Raw genomic sequence first — 15,745 nt, 5'->3', positions numbered from 1 at the left:
TCACGGCAGCGGTCCGTCGACCAGCACGAGGGTGAGGTCGTCGAGCCGCACCGTCTCGGGCCGCGCCGACTCGAGGTAGGCGGACACGCGCGGATCGACGGGGAAGCGCGCCGACCGCTCGATCGCGATGGCGACGATCCCGGCGGACGACGGATCGGTCGTCACCCGGTCGCCGATGTAGGGCACGTAGACGCCCGAGGACATGCCCTGCGCGAGGACCAGGCCGCCGTCGAGGCCGCGCTCGCGCAGCACGTCGGCCACTCGCGCGATCCCGGTCGGCCGCTCCTGGGCGATCCCCGCCGAGGTGGCGATCGCGATCACGAGGGAGGCGGCCAGCAGCACCGCGCCGGCGCCGCGGGCGAGGGGTGCGGGCAGCACGATCCCGCCGCGCAGTGCCTCCGCGATGCCGATGCCCGCCAGCGCGCAGAGGAGCCACGCCCACGCCGCGTAGTAGTGCGGCAGCGCGACCGAGCTGATCGCCAGGTGGAACACGAGGAGGAGCAGCGTCGCGGCGCCCAGGTAGAGCACCAGCGCGCGGCGCCGCGGAGCGAGCAGGGACAGCAGGGTCCCGAGGAGCAGCACGGCGAGCGCCGCCGGCCCGATGCCGACGACCATGAACCAGAGGTTCGCCCACCACGGAGGGAAGACGTACGCGGTCCCGGCGACCTCGATCAGGTGGCCGTCGGCGTTGTGCTCGGACTGGAACTCGAGCAGGTACCGGACCGCCTCGACCGGGTGCACCGGCAGGTAGGCGAGCACCCCGGTGACGACGAACGCGATGGAGAGGGCGAGACCGCCCCGCAGAGCCCGGGCCCTGCTCCCCGACCACAGCAGCGGCAGCAGGAGCACGGGCGCGAGGACCGCGGTGGTCAGCTTCGAGGTGACCGACAGCGCCAGCAGTGCACCGGCCAGCGCGATCAGCCAGCCGCTCCGCCTGCCCGGCGAGGCGCGCGACCAGGTCCACGCCGCCGCCATCGCCGCGACGGCGAAGAGCACCATGAACGGCTCCAGGAGCGCGAGGCGGTCGATCCGGGTGCCGGCGCCCACGGCGGTGCGCGGGAGGAGGAGGAACAGGCCGGCCGGGACGAGCGCGAGCGTCGGGCCGAGCTCGCGCCGGAACCAGAGCCAGAGCACCACCCCGGTGAGGAACGCGGCCGCGCCGGCGGCGATCCTGCCCGCGAGCAGCCCCTCGCCGAGCAGCACCTGCGCGAGCCCGATCAGGTACTTCGCCGTCGGCGGATGCTCGAGGTTCGCGCTCACGTCGCCGTGCAGGTAGTCCCACCCCGCGGCGAGGTACACGGGCTCGTCCGACGAGATGTTCGCCGCTCCGAGGTTCCCGAAGCACTGGTAGAGCCCCCACAGCACGGTCCCGATCAGAGCCGCCCGCTTCACCCGCCCGATCCTAGGCGCCGATGCCCGCACCGCTCCACCGGAGGGCCCGGACCCCGGCGACCGCGGCGGGTAGGATCGACGCGCATCCCGTCCCCCTCCCCTGGAGCCTCCAGCACATGGCAGACAGCCGCACCGCCGTTCCCGACACCACTGCGAACGCGGAGGCGACGCCCGAGCGGGAGCAGCCCTACGCGGCCCTCGGACTCAAGCCCGACGAGTACGCGAGCATCCGCGAGATCCTCGGCCGCCGCCCCACGAGCGGCGAGCTCGCGATGTACTCGGTGATGTGGAGCGAGCACTGCTCCTACAAGTCGTCGAAGATGTACCTCCGCCAGTTCGGGCAGAAGGTCTCCCCCGCCATGAAGAAGAACCTCATGGTCGGCATGGGCGAGAACGCCGGAGTGGTCGACGTCGGCGAGGGCTGGGCCGTCACCTTCAAGATCGAGAGCCACAACCACCCGAGCTACATCGAGCCCTTCCAGGGTGCGGCGACAGGGGTCGGCGGCATCGTCCGCGACATCATCTCGATGGGCGCCCGGCCGGTCGCGGTGATGGACGCGCTGCGCTTCGGGGCGATCGACGACCCCGACACCGCGCGCGTGGTGCACGGCGTCGTGGCCGGCATCTCCTTCTACGGCAACTGCCTCGGCCTGCCGAACATCGGCGGCGAGACCTACTTCGACTCCGTCTACCAGGGCAACCCGCTCGTCAACGCGCTGGCCGTCGGCGTCCTCCGCCACGAGGACCTGCACCTCGCGAACGCCCGCGGCGTCGGCAACAAGGTCGTGCTGTTCGGGGCGCGCACCGGAGGCGACGGCATCGGCGGCGCGTCGATCCTCGCCTCCGACACCTTCGCCGACGGCGGACCGACCAAGCGCCCCGCGGTGCAGGTCGGCGACCCGTTCGCCGAGAAGGTGCTCATCGAGTGCTGCCTCGAGCTGTTCCGCAAGGACCTCGTCGAGGGCATCCAGGACCTGGGCGCCGCGGGCATCTCGTGCGCCACCTCGGAGCTGGCCTCCAACGGCGACGGCGGCATGTTCATCGAGCTCGACTCGGTGCTGCTGCGCGACCCCTCGCTCACGGCGGAGGAGATCCTCATGTCGGAGTCGCAGGAGCGGATGATGGCCGTCGTCACGCCCGAGAAGCTCGACGCGTTCCTCGAGGTCGTCGGCAAGTGGGACGTCGAGACCAGCGTGCTCGGCGAGGTCACCGACTCCGGCCGCCTCATCATCAACTGGCACGGCGAGGAGATCGTCAACGTCGACCCGCGCACCGTCGCGGTCGACGGCCCGGTCTACGAGCGCCCGATCGAGTACCCCTCCTGGCTCGACGCGCTGCAGGCCGACTCCTCCTCCCGCCTGCCCCGCTCGACCGGCGGCGACGCGCTGCGCGCCGAGACCCTGGCGCTCCTGGGCTCGGCGAACCTCGCCGACAAGAGCTGGATCACCTCGCAGTACGACCGCTACGTGCTCGGCAACACCGCGCTCAGCTATCCCGACGACGGCGGCATGGTCCGCGTCGACGAGGAGTCGGGCCTCGGCTTCGCGGTCGCGACCGACGCGAACGGGCGCTGGTGCCAGCTCGACCCGGCGCAGGGCGCCCGCCTGGCGCTGGCCGAGGCGTTCCGCAACGTCGCCGTCACCGGAGCGACCCCGGTCGCCGTCTCGGACTGCCTCAACTTCGGCAGCCCCGAGAACCCCGAGGTGATGTGGCAGTTCCGCGAGGCCGTGGGCGCGCTCGCCGACGCCTGCCTCGAGCTCGAGATCCCCGTCACCGGCGGCAACGTCTCGTTCTACAACCAGACCGGCGACGTGCCGATCTTCCCGACCCCCGTTGTCGGCGTCCTCGGCGTGATCGACGACGTCGCGCGCCGCATCCCCTCCGGCTGGCAGGACGAGGGCGACAACCTCTACCTCCTCGGCACCACCCGCGACGAGCTCGACGGCTCCGCGTGGGCCGGCACGATCCACGACCACCTCGGCGGGCTGCCCCCGCAGCTCGACCTGGGCGCCGAGCGCGCGCTGGCCGAGCTGATCTCGGCGGGCGCGAAGGAGTCGCTCATCGCCTCCGCCCACGACCTCGCCGACGGCGGGCTCGTGGTGGCGCTGGCCGAGTCGGCGCTGCGCTTCGGCGTCGGGGCGCGCATCTGGCTCGACGAGCTGATGGAGCGCGACGGCGTCGACGCGACGGCCGCGCTGTTCTCGGAGTCGACCGGCCGCGTGCTCGTGTCGGTGCCGCGCGAGGACGACGTGAAGTTCCGCGGGCTCTGCGAGGGCCGGGGCTACCCGGTGCTGCGCATCGGCGTGACCGACGCGGCGACCCCCGCGGTCGAGGTGCAGGGCCTCTTCACGCTACCGCTGGACGAGCTCCGCTCGGTGAACGGCGCCGTGCTGCCGCGCCACTTCGGCTGAGCCTCCGGGCGATCCGAGTCCGCAGGAGTCGCGGTGGTCGAGCTGGACCACCGCGACTCCTGCGGTACCGGCTCCGCTCCGGAGTTCCGTGATTACGGAATGTTTGCAATAGTGGAGCATGACCTCCTCCCGAGACCTCGCCGGCGAGGTCGACGAGCTCCGAGCGCGGCTGGACCGCCTCGAGCGCGCCGACACCCCCGCCGCGCCCGCCGCCGACGATCCGCTCTGGGCCCTGACCGCTCTCCGCGAGCGCCTGCCCTCTCCCGGCGGAGTCGTCTTCGCCGGCTCGGTCGCCACTCCGGCCGGCCCCGTCGAGTGGCAGTACGGCCTCAGCACCGACGCGTTCTTCGAGCGCGACTGGGGAGCGAGCCCCGGGCCGACCGCGCTCGCCGCGCTGGGCAGCCCCGTGCGCCTGCGGTTCCTGCAGGCGGTGGCCGGCGGAGTCGAGACCGTCGCGCAGCTCGCCGAGAGCGAGGGCGCGGGCACCACCGGGCAGATCTACCACCACGTCAACCAGCTGGTCGCCGCCGGCTGGCTGGAGGCGCGCGGCCGCGGTCGCTACGGCGTCCCGCCGGAGCGCCTCGTCCCCCTGCTCGTGATCCTGCTCGCCTCCGGAGGACCCCGATGACCCGCCGCCGCCTCGCTCTCGCCGCCGCATCCGCCGCGGCCGTCGTCCTGCTCGGCGGAGTGCTGCTCCGTCCCTCCGCTCCCACCCTCTCGACCGAGGCGACCGGCGACGCCGAGATCGCCGGGTGGCTCCGGACCGACGTCGGAGACGGCGCGCGGAACCACCTCGTCGCCGCCGTGATCACGCCCGACGGCGTGCGCTACGGCGGACTCGGAGCCGACGAGCGGACCGAGGTCGAGATCGGATCGGTCACGAAGACGATGACCGCGCTCCTCCTCGCCCGGAGCGCCTCCGAGGGGACGGTCGGGCTCGAGGACCCCGCCGCCGAGCACGCCGACGTCGGCGGCTTCACCGGGACGCTCGAGGAGCTGGCGACCCACCGCTCCGGCCTGCCGCGCCTCCCCACCGGTGTCGGCGACCTCGCCTCGACGCTGTTCGCCCAGCTGCGCGGCACGGACCCCTACGCGGGCTGGTCGGCCGACGACGTCCTCCGGCAGGCCGCCGAGGCGGACCAGGGCGAGCACGTGCACGCCTACTCGAACCTCGGTGCGGCGGTGTTGGGCCAGACGCTCGCCCGCGCCGAGGGCCGCGACTACGCCGACCTCCTCCGCGAGCGCGTCCTCGCTCCGCTCGGGATGTCCGCGACCTCCGTCCCGGAGACCGCGGACGCCCTCCCCGCCGACGCGCCGACCGGCTTCTCGGCGAGCGGGCGGTCCGTCGACGCGTGGACGATGGCGGGCTACGCGCCGGCGGGCGGCGTCCGCTCCACGGCGGCGGACATGGCCCGCTACGCGCAGGCCCTCCTCACCGACGACCCCGCGCTGGGCGTGCCCGCGGCGAGCGTCCTGGATCCCCGATTCGACGCCGACGGGGCGCGGATCGGCCTCGGCTGGTTCACCTCGGAGTCGGAGGACGGCGGATCCGTGACCTGGCACAACGGAGGGACCTCCGGCTACTCGACGATGCTCGCGATGGACCGGGAGCGCGGCCTAGCCGTGTTCGTCAACGGGGACACGGCGAGCTCGGTCGACGAGCTCGGTCTGCGCCTGCTGCAGCGCGCCGGGGAGGAGTCGTGATGATCGCCTCGATCCTCGTCCTGCTCGTCGTCGCGTTCACCGTCGGCCGCTTCGCCATGGGGAGCATCCCCCGGCGCCGGGCGGCCGGGTTCCTCGACCGCGACCGCGTCCGGACGCTCGCCCGCGGCGTCGAGGCCGGCGCCGTGCTGCTGCTCGGGCGGGCGCTCGTCGACTGGTCGGCGCTGACGCTGCTCCCCTGGGCCGTGCTGGTGGCTCTCACCGCGGCCGGGGCGGCCGGCGCCGTGCTGCGCTGGGACGGGCTGCCGTGGTTCGAGGACCCGGCGCGCCGCCGCTCGCGGACGACCGGGCTCGCGGCGACCGTCGCCGTGTCGGCGGTCCTGATCGGCGTCCTGGGCTGAGTGCCGCGCACGTGCCGTCGGATCCGCGCCTTCCGCGGTGGTCGCGTGCTGCTGCGAGGCGGGAGGAGTGGCGGCGGGCGTCGGCGGCGTCAGCCGGTCTGCGCGGGGAGGTCGTCGGGCTCGGCGTTGTCGAGGACGCGGCCGTTCTGGTCGCCGACGCTCAGGACGGTCGCCGGGCGGAGGTTGAGGGTGTCGCCGCCGTAGAGGCTGTCGATGTCGACGCCGTCGCGGCGCACCGAGTTCAGCGCGGAGAGGTAGTCGGAGCTGATGCAGAACCGGTCCGCGATCCGCTCGCTGATGTCGCCCGCTGCCACCAGGTAGGAGGCCGGGGCGCCGTCGGAGGCGGTGCTCGCCGTCCCGGTCGCGCCGACGCGGGTGCCGCGGTCGCGCACGCGCTCGAGGTCGACGCCGTCGAGCGTCCCCTCGTCGAGCGCCTGGACGACGCACTCGCCCGAGACGTCCTCGACGGGTGCGGGAGTGGTCGAGACGCTCGGCACCGGCCGCGGCGTGGACTCGGCTCCGGCGGCGGGCGGTGCGGTCGAGGCGGTCGAGGCGGTCGGCTCGGCGGGTGCGGCGGCGGGGCTCGTCGCCTCCGCCGTGCAGCCGGCGAGCAGGATCACGGCGGAGAGGGCGATCACGAGGCGCTGCGTCGTCCGGACCATTCCGCGACTCTAACCCGGCACCCGGGCGGCCGGGCGCCACCGCGCCCAGCGGGCCGCGGGCGATCCGGTCGAGGCCGCTGGACCCGGCCGACGCGCAGGCCCGAGGCGGGGCGCGGGGGGGCCCCTGGACGGCGCGCCCCCGATTGACCTCCCCCGTCGATCGCACCCATGCCGAGCACCTGTTGGACACGCGGCCCGAACCGGAGTCGACTGGGACCATGCAGTACACGCACCTCGGTCGCACCGGCCTGTCCGTCTCCCGCACCGTCCTCGGCACCATGAACTTCGGCATGCAGACCGAGGAGAACGACTCGTTCGCGATCATGGACCGCGCGCACGAGCTCGGCGTCAACTTCTTCGACACCGCCAACGTGTACGGAGGCGAGGCCGGCCGCGGCGCCACCGAGGAGATCGTGGGCCGCTGGTTCGCGCAGGGCGGCGAGCGCCGCGAGCGCACCGTCCTCGCGACCAAGGTCTTCGGCGACATGGGCGAGTTCGCCGCTCCCGGAGCCGAGCGCGGCCGCGACTCCTGGCCCAACGGCGGCCGCCTCTCGGCGCTCACCCTGCGCCGCGCGCTCGACGAGAGCCTCCGCCGCCTGCAGACGGACCACATCGACCTCTACCAGTTCCACCACGTCGACCGGACGACGCCCTGGGACGAGATCTGGCAGGCGATGGAGGTCGCCGTCCAGCAGGGCAAGGTCCTCTACGTCGGCTCCAGCAACTTCGCCGGCTGGCACCTCGCCCAGGCGCAGGAGGCGGCGCGCGCCCGCCACTTCACCGGCCTCGCCTCCGAGCAGTCGATCTACAGCCTGCTCGTCCGCGACGTCGAGCGCGAGGTCCTGCCCGCCGCGCTGCACTACGGGCTCGGCGTCATCCCCTGGTCGCCGCTGCAGGGCGGACTGCTGGGCGGCGTGCTCGAGAAGACCGCGGAGGGCGGGCGCCGCTCCTCCGAGCGCACCCTCGCCGCGATCGAGGAGCACCGTCCCGCGCTGGAGCAGTGGGAGGCGTTCGCCCGCGAGCGCGGCGAGGCGCCCGGCGAGCTGGCGCTGGCGTGGCTCCTCCACCAGCCCGCCGTCACCGGTCCGATCACCGGGCCGCGGACGCTCGAGCAGCTCGAGAGCGCCGTCGCCGCCGTCGACATCACCCTCGACGCCGAGGCCCTCGCGCGCCTCGACGAGATCTTCCCCGGTCACCGGACATCCCCCGAGGACTACGCCTGGTGACCACCCACCCCACTGCGAAGGAGCATTCATGAAGCAGCGCACTCTCGGCGACCTCCAGGTCGGCGCGATCGGACTCGGCGGCATGCCGATGTCGATCGAGGGCCGCCCGGACCGCGAGCGCTCGATCGCCACGATCCACGCCGCCCTCGACGCCGGCGTGACCCTGATCGACACGGCCGACGCCTACCACCTCGCCACCCAGGACGACCTCGGCCACAACGAGCTGCTGATCGCGGAGGCGCTGCGCAGCTACGGCGGCGACACCTCCGCCGTGCTCGTCGCCACCAAGGGCGGCCACCTGCGGCGCGAGCCCGGCCCCTGGGACCAGGACGGCCGCCCCGAGTACCTCAAGGAGGCGGCCCGCGCGTCCGCGAAGCGCCTCGGCGTCGACGCGATCGGCCTCTACCAGTACCACCGGCCCGACCCGGCGGTCCCCTACGCCGACTCGATCGGAGCGCTGGCCGAGCTGCTCGACGAGGGCGTCGTCCTCCGCGCGGGCATCTCTAACGCCGACCCTGACCAGATCCGCGAGGCGCACGGCATCCTCGGCGAGCGCCTGGTCTCGGTGCAGAACCAGTTCTCGCCGTCGTTCCGCTCCAGCGAGCCGGAGCTCGAGCTCTGCGCCGAGCTCGGACTGGCGTTCCTGCCGTGGAGCCCGCTCGGCGGCATCTCCTCGGCGGGCGAGCTCGGCTCGCGCTACTCCGCGTTCGCGGCGGTCGCCGAGGCCCGCGGCGTGACGCCGCAGGTCGTCTGCCTCGCCTGGGAGCTGGCGAAGGCCCCGGTCGTGCTGCCGATCCCGGGCGCCTCCCGCCCCGAGAGCATCCGCGACTCCGCCACGGCGGCCGACCTGGAGCTCACGCCCGAGGAGCTGGCCTCGCTCGACTGAGCCCGTTCAGGACGGAGGAGGGATCCGGTCGAGGCACCGGTCCGACGCGGATCGCGGGATCTCGGCGCTGGTCCCTCCTCCGTTGCGAGCGCGTTCCGACTCAGACCGCGTCCTGCAGCGGCTGCGGGAGGGCCGAGACGAACGCGCGGGCCGCGGCGCTCGGACGTTCCGGCACCGCCACCATCGTCCGCCACACCAGGAGCGGATCGGCGAGCGCCACCGCCCGCAGCCCGGCCGGGCGCTTCTCGGCGAAGTGCGCCGGCACGACCGCGATCCCCATGCCGTACTCGACCAGGTCGAGCAGCGTGTGCACGTCGTTCACCTCGAGCTCGACCTCGAACGCGAGGCCGTGCGCCGCGAACGCCCGCGCCGCGAGGTGACTCGCCGCCCAGTGCTCCTGCAGCCCCACGATCGTCTCGCCCGCCAGGTCCGGGATGCGGCAGCCGACGCGGCTCGCGAGCGGGTGACCCGGGCGCACGAGCACCGCGAAGCCCTCGCTCGCCAGCGGCATCGTCCGCACGCCGCCCGGCACGGCTCCGATGTCGGCGACCAGCGCCAGGTCGAGGCGGCCGGCGGCGACGGAGTCGAGCAGCGTGCCGGACCCCTCGTGGATCAGCCGGAGCGCGACTCCCGGGTGCTGCTCGCGGAAGGTCGCGAGCTCGCGCGGCAGGTGCACGCCGCCGAGGCACTCCTCCGTGCCGACCGCGAGGCTCCCGCGGAGCACCCCCTGCACGGCGAGAACCGCGTCGCGGGCGGCGAGCGCGCTGGCGACCGAGCGCTCCGACTCCGCGAGCATCGCCCGGCCGGCCGGCGTCAGCTCGACCCGGCGCGTGCTGCGGGTGAAGAGGGGGCTGCCCAGCTCGCTCTCGAGCGCGCGGATCGACGCCGAGAGGCCCGACTGCGAGATCTGCAGGGCGCTCGCGGCGCGGGTGAAGTGCTGCTCCTTCGCGACGGCGAGGAAGTGTTCGAGCTGACGCAGTTCCATGGGTCCATCCTCGTCGCGCAGGCGGAGGAGCGTGGACCGGACCCGGCACTCCCCAGCGGCCGCTCGGCCGCCGGGTGCGGAGCCGGCCGGCGCATACGGCGGCGGCGGCCGCGAGAGCCCGCTCGGCTCAGGCGTCGGCGGACGAGATCGCGAGGACGATCGCCGTCAGCGTCGCCCGCAGGCGCTCGAGCGACGCGGGCTCCGACTCGTCCTCGAGGATCGACTGCTTGACCGCGTCGTCGTAGCCCGCCACCAGCAGGCGCACGGCCGTCGTCGGCTCGAGGGAGAAGTCGCGGCGCACCTGGCGCAGCGCCCCGTGCACGATCTGCACGAGCGAGGCGTCGAAGCCGGCGCGGAAGTCGCGGTACTGCGGAGCGATCCGCGGGTCGCGCAGCGCGAGCAGCTCGAACTCCGACTCGACCACGCACCAGCGGCGGTTGTCGGTGGCAGGACCCTGGAGGAAGTCGAGGATGACCACGGCCAGCGTCTCGGCCGTCAGCGGCTCGTCGGCCGAGACGACGCGCGGGATCGTACGGTCCATCTGCTCGACGAGGGCGGTCACCCGGGCGCCGTTCTCCCGCTCCATGAGCGCGAAGAACAGCTCCTCCTTGGTGGAGAAGTTGGAGTAGAAGGCGCCGCGCGAGAACCCGGCGCGCTCGCAGATCTGCTCGACGGACGCGCTGTGCACGCCGGTCTCGGCGAAGACGTCGTAGGCCGCGTCGAGCAGGCGCTCGCGGGTGCGGCCGCGGCGGGAGGTCTCGGGAGGGGTGGAGTCGATCGCCGTCATCACCAGCCTCCTGCCCGCCCTGTCAACACCTTCGACGCCGTTCACCTTATCCGATACATTCACGTATCGAATACGGTCCTGTATCGGATACGCTCGTGTATCGGAGCCCGGCTCCGCCCTGGTACAGAGACGTATCGCCACCCTCCCCACCCATCGTCAGGAGACCGCGTGTCGTCGCTGCTCTACCGTCTCGGTCGTCGCGTGTACCGCGCCCACCGCCTCGTCGCCGTCCTGTGGCTGCTGATCGTGGTGGCGGGCGGAGGAGGAGCGCTGCTGCTCAACCAGGGCACCGACAACACGTTCTCCATCCCGGGCACGCAGTCGCAGACCGCCCTCGACCAGCTCGAGCGCACCTTCCCCCAGGTCAGCGGCACGTCCGCGCGGTACGTGGTCGTCGCGCCCGACGGGGGCAGCGTCCAGGACGCCGACGTGAAGGGCCCCGTCAGCGACGCGGTCGCCGCGCTCGGCGACGTCGACGAGGTCGCGGCCGTCACGGACCCCTACTCCGACAGCGTGTCCGGCACGATCTCCGACGCCGGGAACGCCCTCGTCATCACCGCCCAGATGGACGGCTCCGCCACCACCACGAGCCCCGAGAGCCGCGACGCGCTGAAGGCCGAGGCGACGACCCTCCAGGACGCGCTGCCCGCCGGCTCCGTGGTCTCGCTCGGCGGCGACCTCTTCGCCCAGAACCTCCCCGGCGTGACCATCACGGAGGCGATCGGCCTCGTGGTCGCCCTCGTCGTCCTCGTGCTCACCTTCGGCTCCTTCCTGGCCGCCGGCATGCCGCTGGTCACCGCGCTGCTCGGCGTCGCCCTCTCGATGTCGGCCATCTTCATCGCCACCCGCTTCGCCTCGATCTCCTCGACCACGCCGCTCCTGGCGCTGATGCTGGGCCTGGCGGTCGGGATCGACTACGCCCTCTTCATCATCAGCCGCCACCAGGACCAGCTGAAGCAGGGCATGGACCCGGAGGAGTCGACCGCGCGGGCGACCGCGACCGCGGGCTCCGCCGTCGTCTTCGCGGGCCTGACCGTGATCATCGCGCTCGTCGGCCTCTCGGTCGCGGGCATCCCGTTCCTCACCACGATGGGCGTCGCAGCGGCGGGCGGAGTCGCGATCGCCGTGGTCATCGCGCTCACCCTGACCCCCGCCCTCCTCGGCTTCGCCGGCGCGCGGCTGCGCCCGAAGGAGCGCCGCGCGAAGAAGAAGGCCGCGAAGGCCGCCGCCGCCGCGGGCACCCACGTCGACACCGAGGCGCACGAGGAGGCGGCGACCGCCTCCCCCGGCGGCCACGTGCACGCCGAGGTCCCGCGCGGGTTCTTCCGCGGCTGGGTCCGGGTGGTCACGCGCTTCCCGATCGTGACGATCATCGCGGTGATCGGCGTGCTCGGCGTCGCGAGCATCCCGGCGCTCAGCCTCCGCCTCGCCCTGCCGGACGCCGGCTACCAGGCCGAGGGCACTCCCGCGCGCACCACCTACGACCTGCTCGCCGAGAACTTCGGCGCCGGCTACAACGGCCCGCTCATCGTCACCGGCACGATCATCGGCTCGACCGATCCGCTCGGCCTGATGGACGACCTCAAGGGCGAGATCGAGAAGCTCGACGGAGTCGCCTCGGTGCCGCTCGCGACGCCCAACGAGACCGCCGACACCGGCATCATCCAGGTCATTCCCGAGGGCGGCCCCGACTCCGAGGCCACCAAGGCGCTGGTCGCCGAGATCCGCGACAAGCACGACTACTTCCAGCAGGAGTACGGCGTCGACCTCGCAGTGACCGGCCAGACCGCGGTCGGGATCGACATCTCGGACACGCTCGCCAAAGCCCTGCTGCCGTTCGGCCTGCTCGTCGTGGGCCTGTCGCTGGTGCTGCTGACGATGGTGTTCCGCTCGCTCTGGGTGCCGATCAAGGCGACGCTGGGCTACCTGCTGTCGGTCGGTGCGTCCTTCGGCGCAGTGGCGGCGGTGTTCGAATGGGGATGGTTCTCGGACGCTCTGCACGTCGACAAGACGGGCCCGATCATCAGCTTCATGCCGATCATCCTGATGGGCGTGCTCTTCGGCCTCGCGATGGACTACGAGGTGTTCCTGGTCTCGCGGATGCGCGAGGACTACGTGCACGGGAGGCCGGCGCGCGCCGCTGTCGAGTCGGGCTTCGTCGGCTCGGCCAAGGTGGTCACGGCCGCCGCGGTCATCATGTTCTCGGTCTTCGCCGCCTTCGTGCCGGAGGGGGACACCAACATCAAGCCGATCGCGCTCGGGCTCGCCGTGGGCGTCTTCGTCGACGCGTTCATCGTGCGGATGACGCTGGTGCCCGCCGTGCTGCACCTGCTCGGCGACCGCGCCTGGCACATGCCGCGCTGGCTCGACCGCGTCCTGCCGTCCTTCGACGTCGAGGGCGAGGGCCTCACGAAGGAGCTCGCGCTGGCCGACTGGCCGGAGCCCGGATCCACGGACGTGATAGCGGCCGAGGACCTCCGCCTCGACGGACCCGACGGTCCCGTCTACAGCGGCGTCTCGCTGCGGGTCGCGCCCGGCTCCTCCCTCGTGGTCCACGGGCCGCACCGCTCCGGCCGCACCGCGCTGCTGCTGAGCATCGCCGGTCGGCTCGCCCCCGACTCCGGGCGCCTGAAGGTCGCGGGCCTGGTCGTGCCGATCCGCTCCGCCGCCGTGCGCGGCCGGGTCGGGCTGGTGCGCCTCGCCGGAGCCGCCGACCCCGTCGCCGACGTCCGGTCGGCCCTGGAGTCGGCTCCGCCGATCCTGGTGCTCGACGACCTCGACACGGTCACCGACCCGCAGCTGCGCGGCGCGATCCGGGCCGAGCTCGACGCCGCCCGCGCCGCCGACGACGCGTTCACCGTGGTCGCCTCCTCCGTCGACGCCGAGGCGCTCGACGACCTCCTCCCCTCCGACCGCGGCGTGCTCGCGGTCTCGCCCGCGGCCGAGCGCCGCGCGATCGCAAAGGTCCTCTGACAGATGGCTCTCCTCTCCCTCGAACGCCCCCGCGGCGTCAAGAAGGTGTCCTGGCTGACCCTTCTCGGGATCGTCCTGGTCCCCCTCGTCATCGGCGGCCTCCTGGTGTGGGCGCTGTGGAACCCGACCGAGCGACTCGACACGATCACGGCCGCCGTGGTCAACGAGGACACCCCGGTCGAGATCAACGGGCAGACCGTGCCGCTCGGGCGCCAGCTCGCGGCCGGCCTGGTGACGGGCGGCACCGACTCCGCGAGCTCGGACGCCCCCTCCTCCACCCCCTCGGCGAGCGCGACGCCGTCCGCGAGCACGACCCCGGTGCCCAACGTCTCCGGCTCGGACTCGACGGGCAACTTCACCTGGGTCCTCACGGACAAGGACGACGCCGCGAAGGGCCTCGCCGACGGCAGCTACGCGACCGTCGTGACGATCCCCTCCTCCTTCTCCGCCGCCGCCACCTCGTACTCGGGTGACGCCGCGGAGGCGACGAAGGCGACCATCGACATCGCCACCAGCGAGAAGGCCAAGCTCGTCGACGACGCCATCTCGGCCACGGTGACCAGCACCGCCACCTCGCTGCTCAACACGCAGCTGACCACGGCCTACCTCGAGAACGTCTACGTCGGCTTCAACACCCTCAACGAGCAGATCGGCCAGGCGGCCGAGGGCGCGGGCACGCTCGCCGACGGCGCCGACCAGCTCGGCACCGGCGCCTCCACCCTCGCCGACGGCACCAGCAGCCTCGCCGACGGGATCGACGAGCTCGCCACCGGCGCCTCCTCGCTCTCGGACGGCGTCGGGCAGATCGGCACCGGAGCCTCGTCCCTCGCCGACGGCGTGGGACAGCTGGGCACCGGAGCCTCCGACCTCTCCGGCGGAGTCGCGCAGCTGGCCACCGGTGCGCGCGGCCTCTCCGGCGGAGTGGGACAGCTCGCGACGGGCGCCCGCGACTCGGCGACCGGAGCGACCGCGCTGCAGGGCGGCGCCTCCGACCTGGCCGACGGGCTCGACCAGCTGAGGGAGGGAGTGGTGAGGACCGGCGACGGGACCCAGCAGGTCGCCGCCCTCAGCGCCGGCGCCGCCGCCGCCACTGCGGGGACCTTCGAGGCGCTCAGCGCCGCGCTCGAGGGCTGCGAGACGACGCAGTGCCTCGCCGCGCGCGCCGTCATCGCCTCGGCGGACGGACCCACCGGCGCGACCACCCTCGCCACGACGACCGCGGGAGCCGTCGCCGGGATCGACGCGGGCATCCGCCTCGGCGGCGACGGGCAGCCCTCGCTGATCGACGCGGTCGGGCAGTCCGCCACCGGCGCCCGCACTCTCTCGGGAGGCATCGGACAGCTGTCCGGCGGCCTGACGCAGCTCGCCGACGGCGCGGACGACGCCGCGGGCGGAGCGTCCCAGCTCGCCGACGGCCTCGACACCACGGCGGCCGGGTCGGCGCAGCTCGCGACCGGCGCCACCACCGCCGCGGCCGGCGCCCGCGACCTCGCGACCGGCGCGACCACGGCCGCGGGCGGCGCCGCCGACCTCGCGACGGGAGCCTCCTCCGCCGCCGACGGAGCCGACCAGCTCGCCGACGGCGCGAGCGGGGTCTCGGACGGCGCCGTGCAGCTCGCCGACGGCACCCGCACGCTCGCCACCGGCCTCGACGCTGCGGTCGCGCAGCTCCCGACCTACACCGAGTCGGAGTCGACGAACCTCGCCGACGTCGTCTCGGACCCGGTCGAGAACGCGAGCAGCGCGACCGACCTGTTCGGAGCCTCCAGCGTCCCGTTCTTCGCGACGATCGCCCTCTGGCTCGGCGCCCTCGCGACGTTCCTGGTGCTCGCCGCGTTCTCGCACCGCGCGCTCTCCTCGACCCGCTCCTCCGCGGCGCTCGCCCTCTCCTCCTACGTGCCGGCGCTAGTGATCGGCGTGGTGCAGGGACTCGCGGTCGCGATCGTGATGAGCGGGGTCGCGGGCCTGGAGCCGGGCCGCTGGGTCGGCTTCGCCCTCCTGGCGATGCTCACCGGCGCCTCGTTCGCCGCGGTGAACCAGGGGCTGGTCGCCCTGCTCGGAGGGATCGGCCGCTTCCTCGCGATGGTCGCGGCGGTGATCGCGCTCGGCGCGGGCATCATCTCGACGGTCCCCGGGCTGTTCGACGACGTGCTCGGGTTCCTGCCGCTCTCGGCGGCGCAGAACGCGCTGTCCGGAGTGGTCGAGGGCACCGACGGCACGGCCGGCGCCGTCGTCGGCCTGGTGATCTGGCTGCTGTTCGGCCTGCTGCTCACCGTCGCCGCGATCGCCCGTCGCCGGGTCGTCTCGGTCCGCGCCCTGCACCGCACCGCGGAGGCGTAGGCCGCGCCTCGCGCCACTCC

General features: G+C 73.7%; 12 protein-coding genes. 8 read left to right on the top strand and 4 right to left on the bottom strand.

Translation table 11 applies throughout. The features are described from left to right. Entirely contained in the window at window positions 1–1,392 is a 1,392-nt protein-coding gene (locus tag C5B95_RS09340) for a glycosyltransferase family 39 protein (RefSeq protein ID WP_181068040.1), read from the bottom strand. A 116-nt stretch (window positions 1,393–1,508) separates the two neighbouring features. Between C5B95_RS09340 and purL the strand changes: the two genes are divergently transcribed. The 4 genes from purL (at window position 1,509) to C5B95_RS09320 (ending at window position 5,866) form a co-directional block, all read left to right on the top strand. Next, window positions 1,509–3,803 carry a phosphoribosylformylglycinamidine synthase subunit PurL gene (gene purL / locus C5B95_RS09335; RefSeq protein WP_104222748.1) on the top strand — a complete coding sequence of 765 codons (2,295 nt, stop codon included), beginning with the start codon at window positions 1,509–1,511 and terminating at the stop codon, window positions 3,801–3,803. Window positions 3,804–3,921: 118 nt separating this feature from the next. Continuing rightward, complete coding sequence (locus C5B95_RS09330; protein ID WP_104222749.1) at window positions 3,922–4,431, top strand: helix-turn-helix transcriptional regulator; 510 nt, start codon at window positions 3,922–3,924, stop codon at window positions 4,429–4,431. Further along, window positions 4,428–5,507: a serine hydrolase gene (locus C5B95_RS09325; RefSeq protein ID WP_104349009.1), complete on the top strand. Its 1,080-nt coding sequence runs from the start codon at window positions 4,428–4,430 to the stop codon at window positions 5,505–5,507. The genes C5B95_RS09330 and C5B95_RS09325 overlap by 4 nt, the downstream gene beginning before the upstream one ends. Continuing rightward, entirely contained in the window at window positions 5,507–5,866 is a 360-nt protein-coding gene (locus tag C5B95_RS09320) for a hypothetical protein (protein WP_104326202.1), read from the top strand. Before C5B95_RS09325 ends, C5B95_RS09320 begins: the two co-directional genes overlap by 1 nt. Window positions 5,867–5,955: 89 nt before the next feature. On the opposite strand, the gene C5B95_RS09315 is transcribed toward C5B95_RS09320, so the two are convergent. After that, window positions 5,956–6,528 carry a hypothetical protein gene (locus C5B95_RS09315; RefSeq protein ID WP_104349008.1) on the bottom strand — a complete coding sequence of 191 codons (573 nt, stop codon included), beginning with the start codon at window positions 6,526–6,528 and terminating at the stop codon, window positions 5,956–5,958. 218 nt (window positions 6,529–6,746) lie between these two features. Here C5B95_RS09315 and C5B95_RS09310 point away from each other — a divergent pair, with 218 nt between their 5' ends. Then, window positions 6,747–7,754, top strand: coding sequence for an aldo/keto reductase (locus tag C5B95_RS09310; protein ID WP_104349007.1), 1,008 nt, complete (start codon window positions 6,747–6,749; stop codon window positions 7,752–7,754). 28 nt (window positions 7,755–7,782) lie between these two features. Further along, the gene (locus C5B95_RS09305; RefSeq protein ID WP_104239446.1) at window positions 7,783–8,640 is read left to right on the top strand and encodes an aldo/keto reductase; all 858 of its coding nucleotides are present in this window, start codon (window positions 7,783–7,785) and stop codon (window positions 8,638–8,640) included. Window positions 8,641–8,740: 100 nt separating this feature from the next. Here the strand turns inward: C5B95_RS09305 and C5B95_RS09300 are convergent, their stop codons facing one another. Together C5B95_RS09300 and C5B95_RS09295 are read right to left on the bottom strand one after the other, a co-directional pair. After that, complete coding sequence (locus tag C5B95_RS09300; protein ID WP_104222755.1) at window positions 8,741–9,625, bottom strand: LysR family transcriptional regulator; 885 nt, start codon at window positions 9,623–9,625, stop codon at window positions 8,741–8,743. Between the two features lie 127 nt (window positions 9,626–9,752). Further along, window positions 9,753–10,412 carry a TetR/AcrR family transcriptional regulator gene (locus tag C5B95_RS09295; RefSeq protein WP_104309578.1) on the bottom strand — a complete coding sequence of 220 codons (660 nt, stop codon included), beginning with the start codon at window positions 10,410–10,412 and terminating at the stop codon, window positions 9,753–9,755. A gap of 168 nt (window positions 10,413–10,580) precedes the next feature. Between C5B95_RS09295 and C5B95_RS09290 the strand changes: the two genes are divergently transcribed. Together C5B95_RS09290 and C5B95_RS09285 are read left to right on the top strand one after the other, a co-directional pair. Further along, a complete protein-coding gene (locus C5B95_RS09290; RefSeq protein ID WP_104222757.1) occupies window positions 10,581–13,385 on the top strand; it encodes an MMPL family transporter in 2,805 nt (934 codons plus the stop codon). Window positions 13,386–13,388: 3 nt separating this feature from the next. Further along, window positions 13,389–15,725, top strand: a complete 2,337-nt coding sequence (locus tag C5B95_RS09285; RefSeq protein ID WP_104329298.1) for a YhgE/Pip domain-containing protein — start codon at window positions 13,389–13,391, stop codon at window positions 15,723–15,725. The last annotated feature ends 20 nt before the right edge of the window (window positions 15,726–15,745 follow it).

Origin of the sequence: Rathayibacter sp. AY1A7 (assembly GCF_002930845.1) — a bacterium.
In the GTDB taxonomy this organism is placed as follows: domain Bacteria; phylum Actinomycetota; class Actinomycetes; order Actinomycetales; family Microbacteriaceae; genus Rathayibacter.
The sequence above is the reverse complement of the archived record's forward strand: the minus strand, read 5'-3'. Positions and strand labels throughout refer to the sequence as shown.

Excerpts from the sequence above, each read along its gene's own strand:
- purL (WP_104222748.1), top strand. The coding sequence starts at position 1,509 with ATGGCAGACAGCCGCACCGCCGTTCCCGACACCACTGCGAACGCGGAG.
- C5B95_RS09330 (WP_104222749.1), top strand. The coding sequence starts at position 3,922 with ATGACCTCCTCCCGAGACCTCGCCGGCGAGGTCGACGAGCTCCGAGCG.
- C5B95_RS09325 (WP_104349009.1), top strand. The coding sequence starts at position 4,428 with ATGACCCGCCGCCGCCTCGCTCTCGCCGCCGCATCCGCCGCGGCCGTC.
- C5B95_RS09320 (WP_104326202.1), top strand. The coding sequence starts at position 5,507 with ATGATCGCCTCGATCCTCGTCCTGCTCGTCGTCGCGTTCACCGTCGGC.
- C5B95_RS09315 (WP_104349008.1), bottom strand. The coding sequence starts at position 6,528 with ATGGTCCGGACGACGCAGCGCCTCGTGATCGCCCTCTCCGCCGTGATC.
- C5B95_RS09310 (WP_104349007.1), top strand. The coding sequence starts at position 6,747 with ATGCAGTACACGCACCTCGGTCGCACCGGCCTGTCCGTCTCCCGCACC.
- C5B95_RS09305 (WP_104239446.1), top strand. The coding sequence starts at position 7,783 with ATGAAGCAGCGCACTCTCGGCGACCTCCAGGTCGGCGCGATCGGACTC.
- C5B95_RS09300 (WP_104222755.1), bottom strand. The coding sequence starts at position 9,625 with ATGGAACTGCGTCAGCTCGAACACTTCCTCGCCGTCGCGAAGGAGCAG.
- C5B95_RS09295 (WP_104309578.1), bottom strand. The coding sequence starts at position 10,412 with ATGACGGCGATCGACTCCACCCCTCCCGAGACCTCCCGCCGCGGCCGC.
- C5B95_RS09285 (WP_104329298.1), top strand. The coding sequence starts at position 13,389 with ATGGCTCTCCTCTCCCTCGAACGCCCCCGCGGCGTCAAGAAGGTGTCC.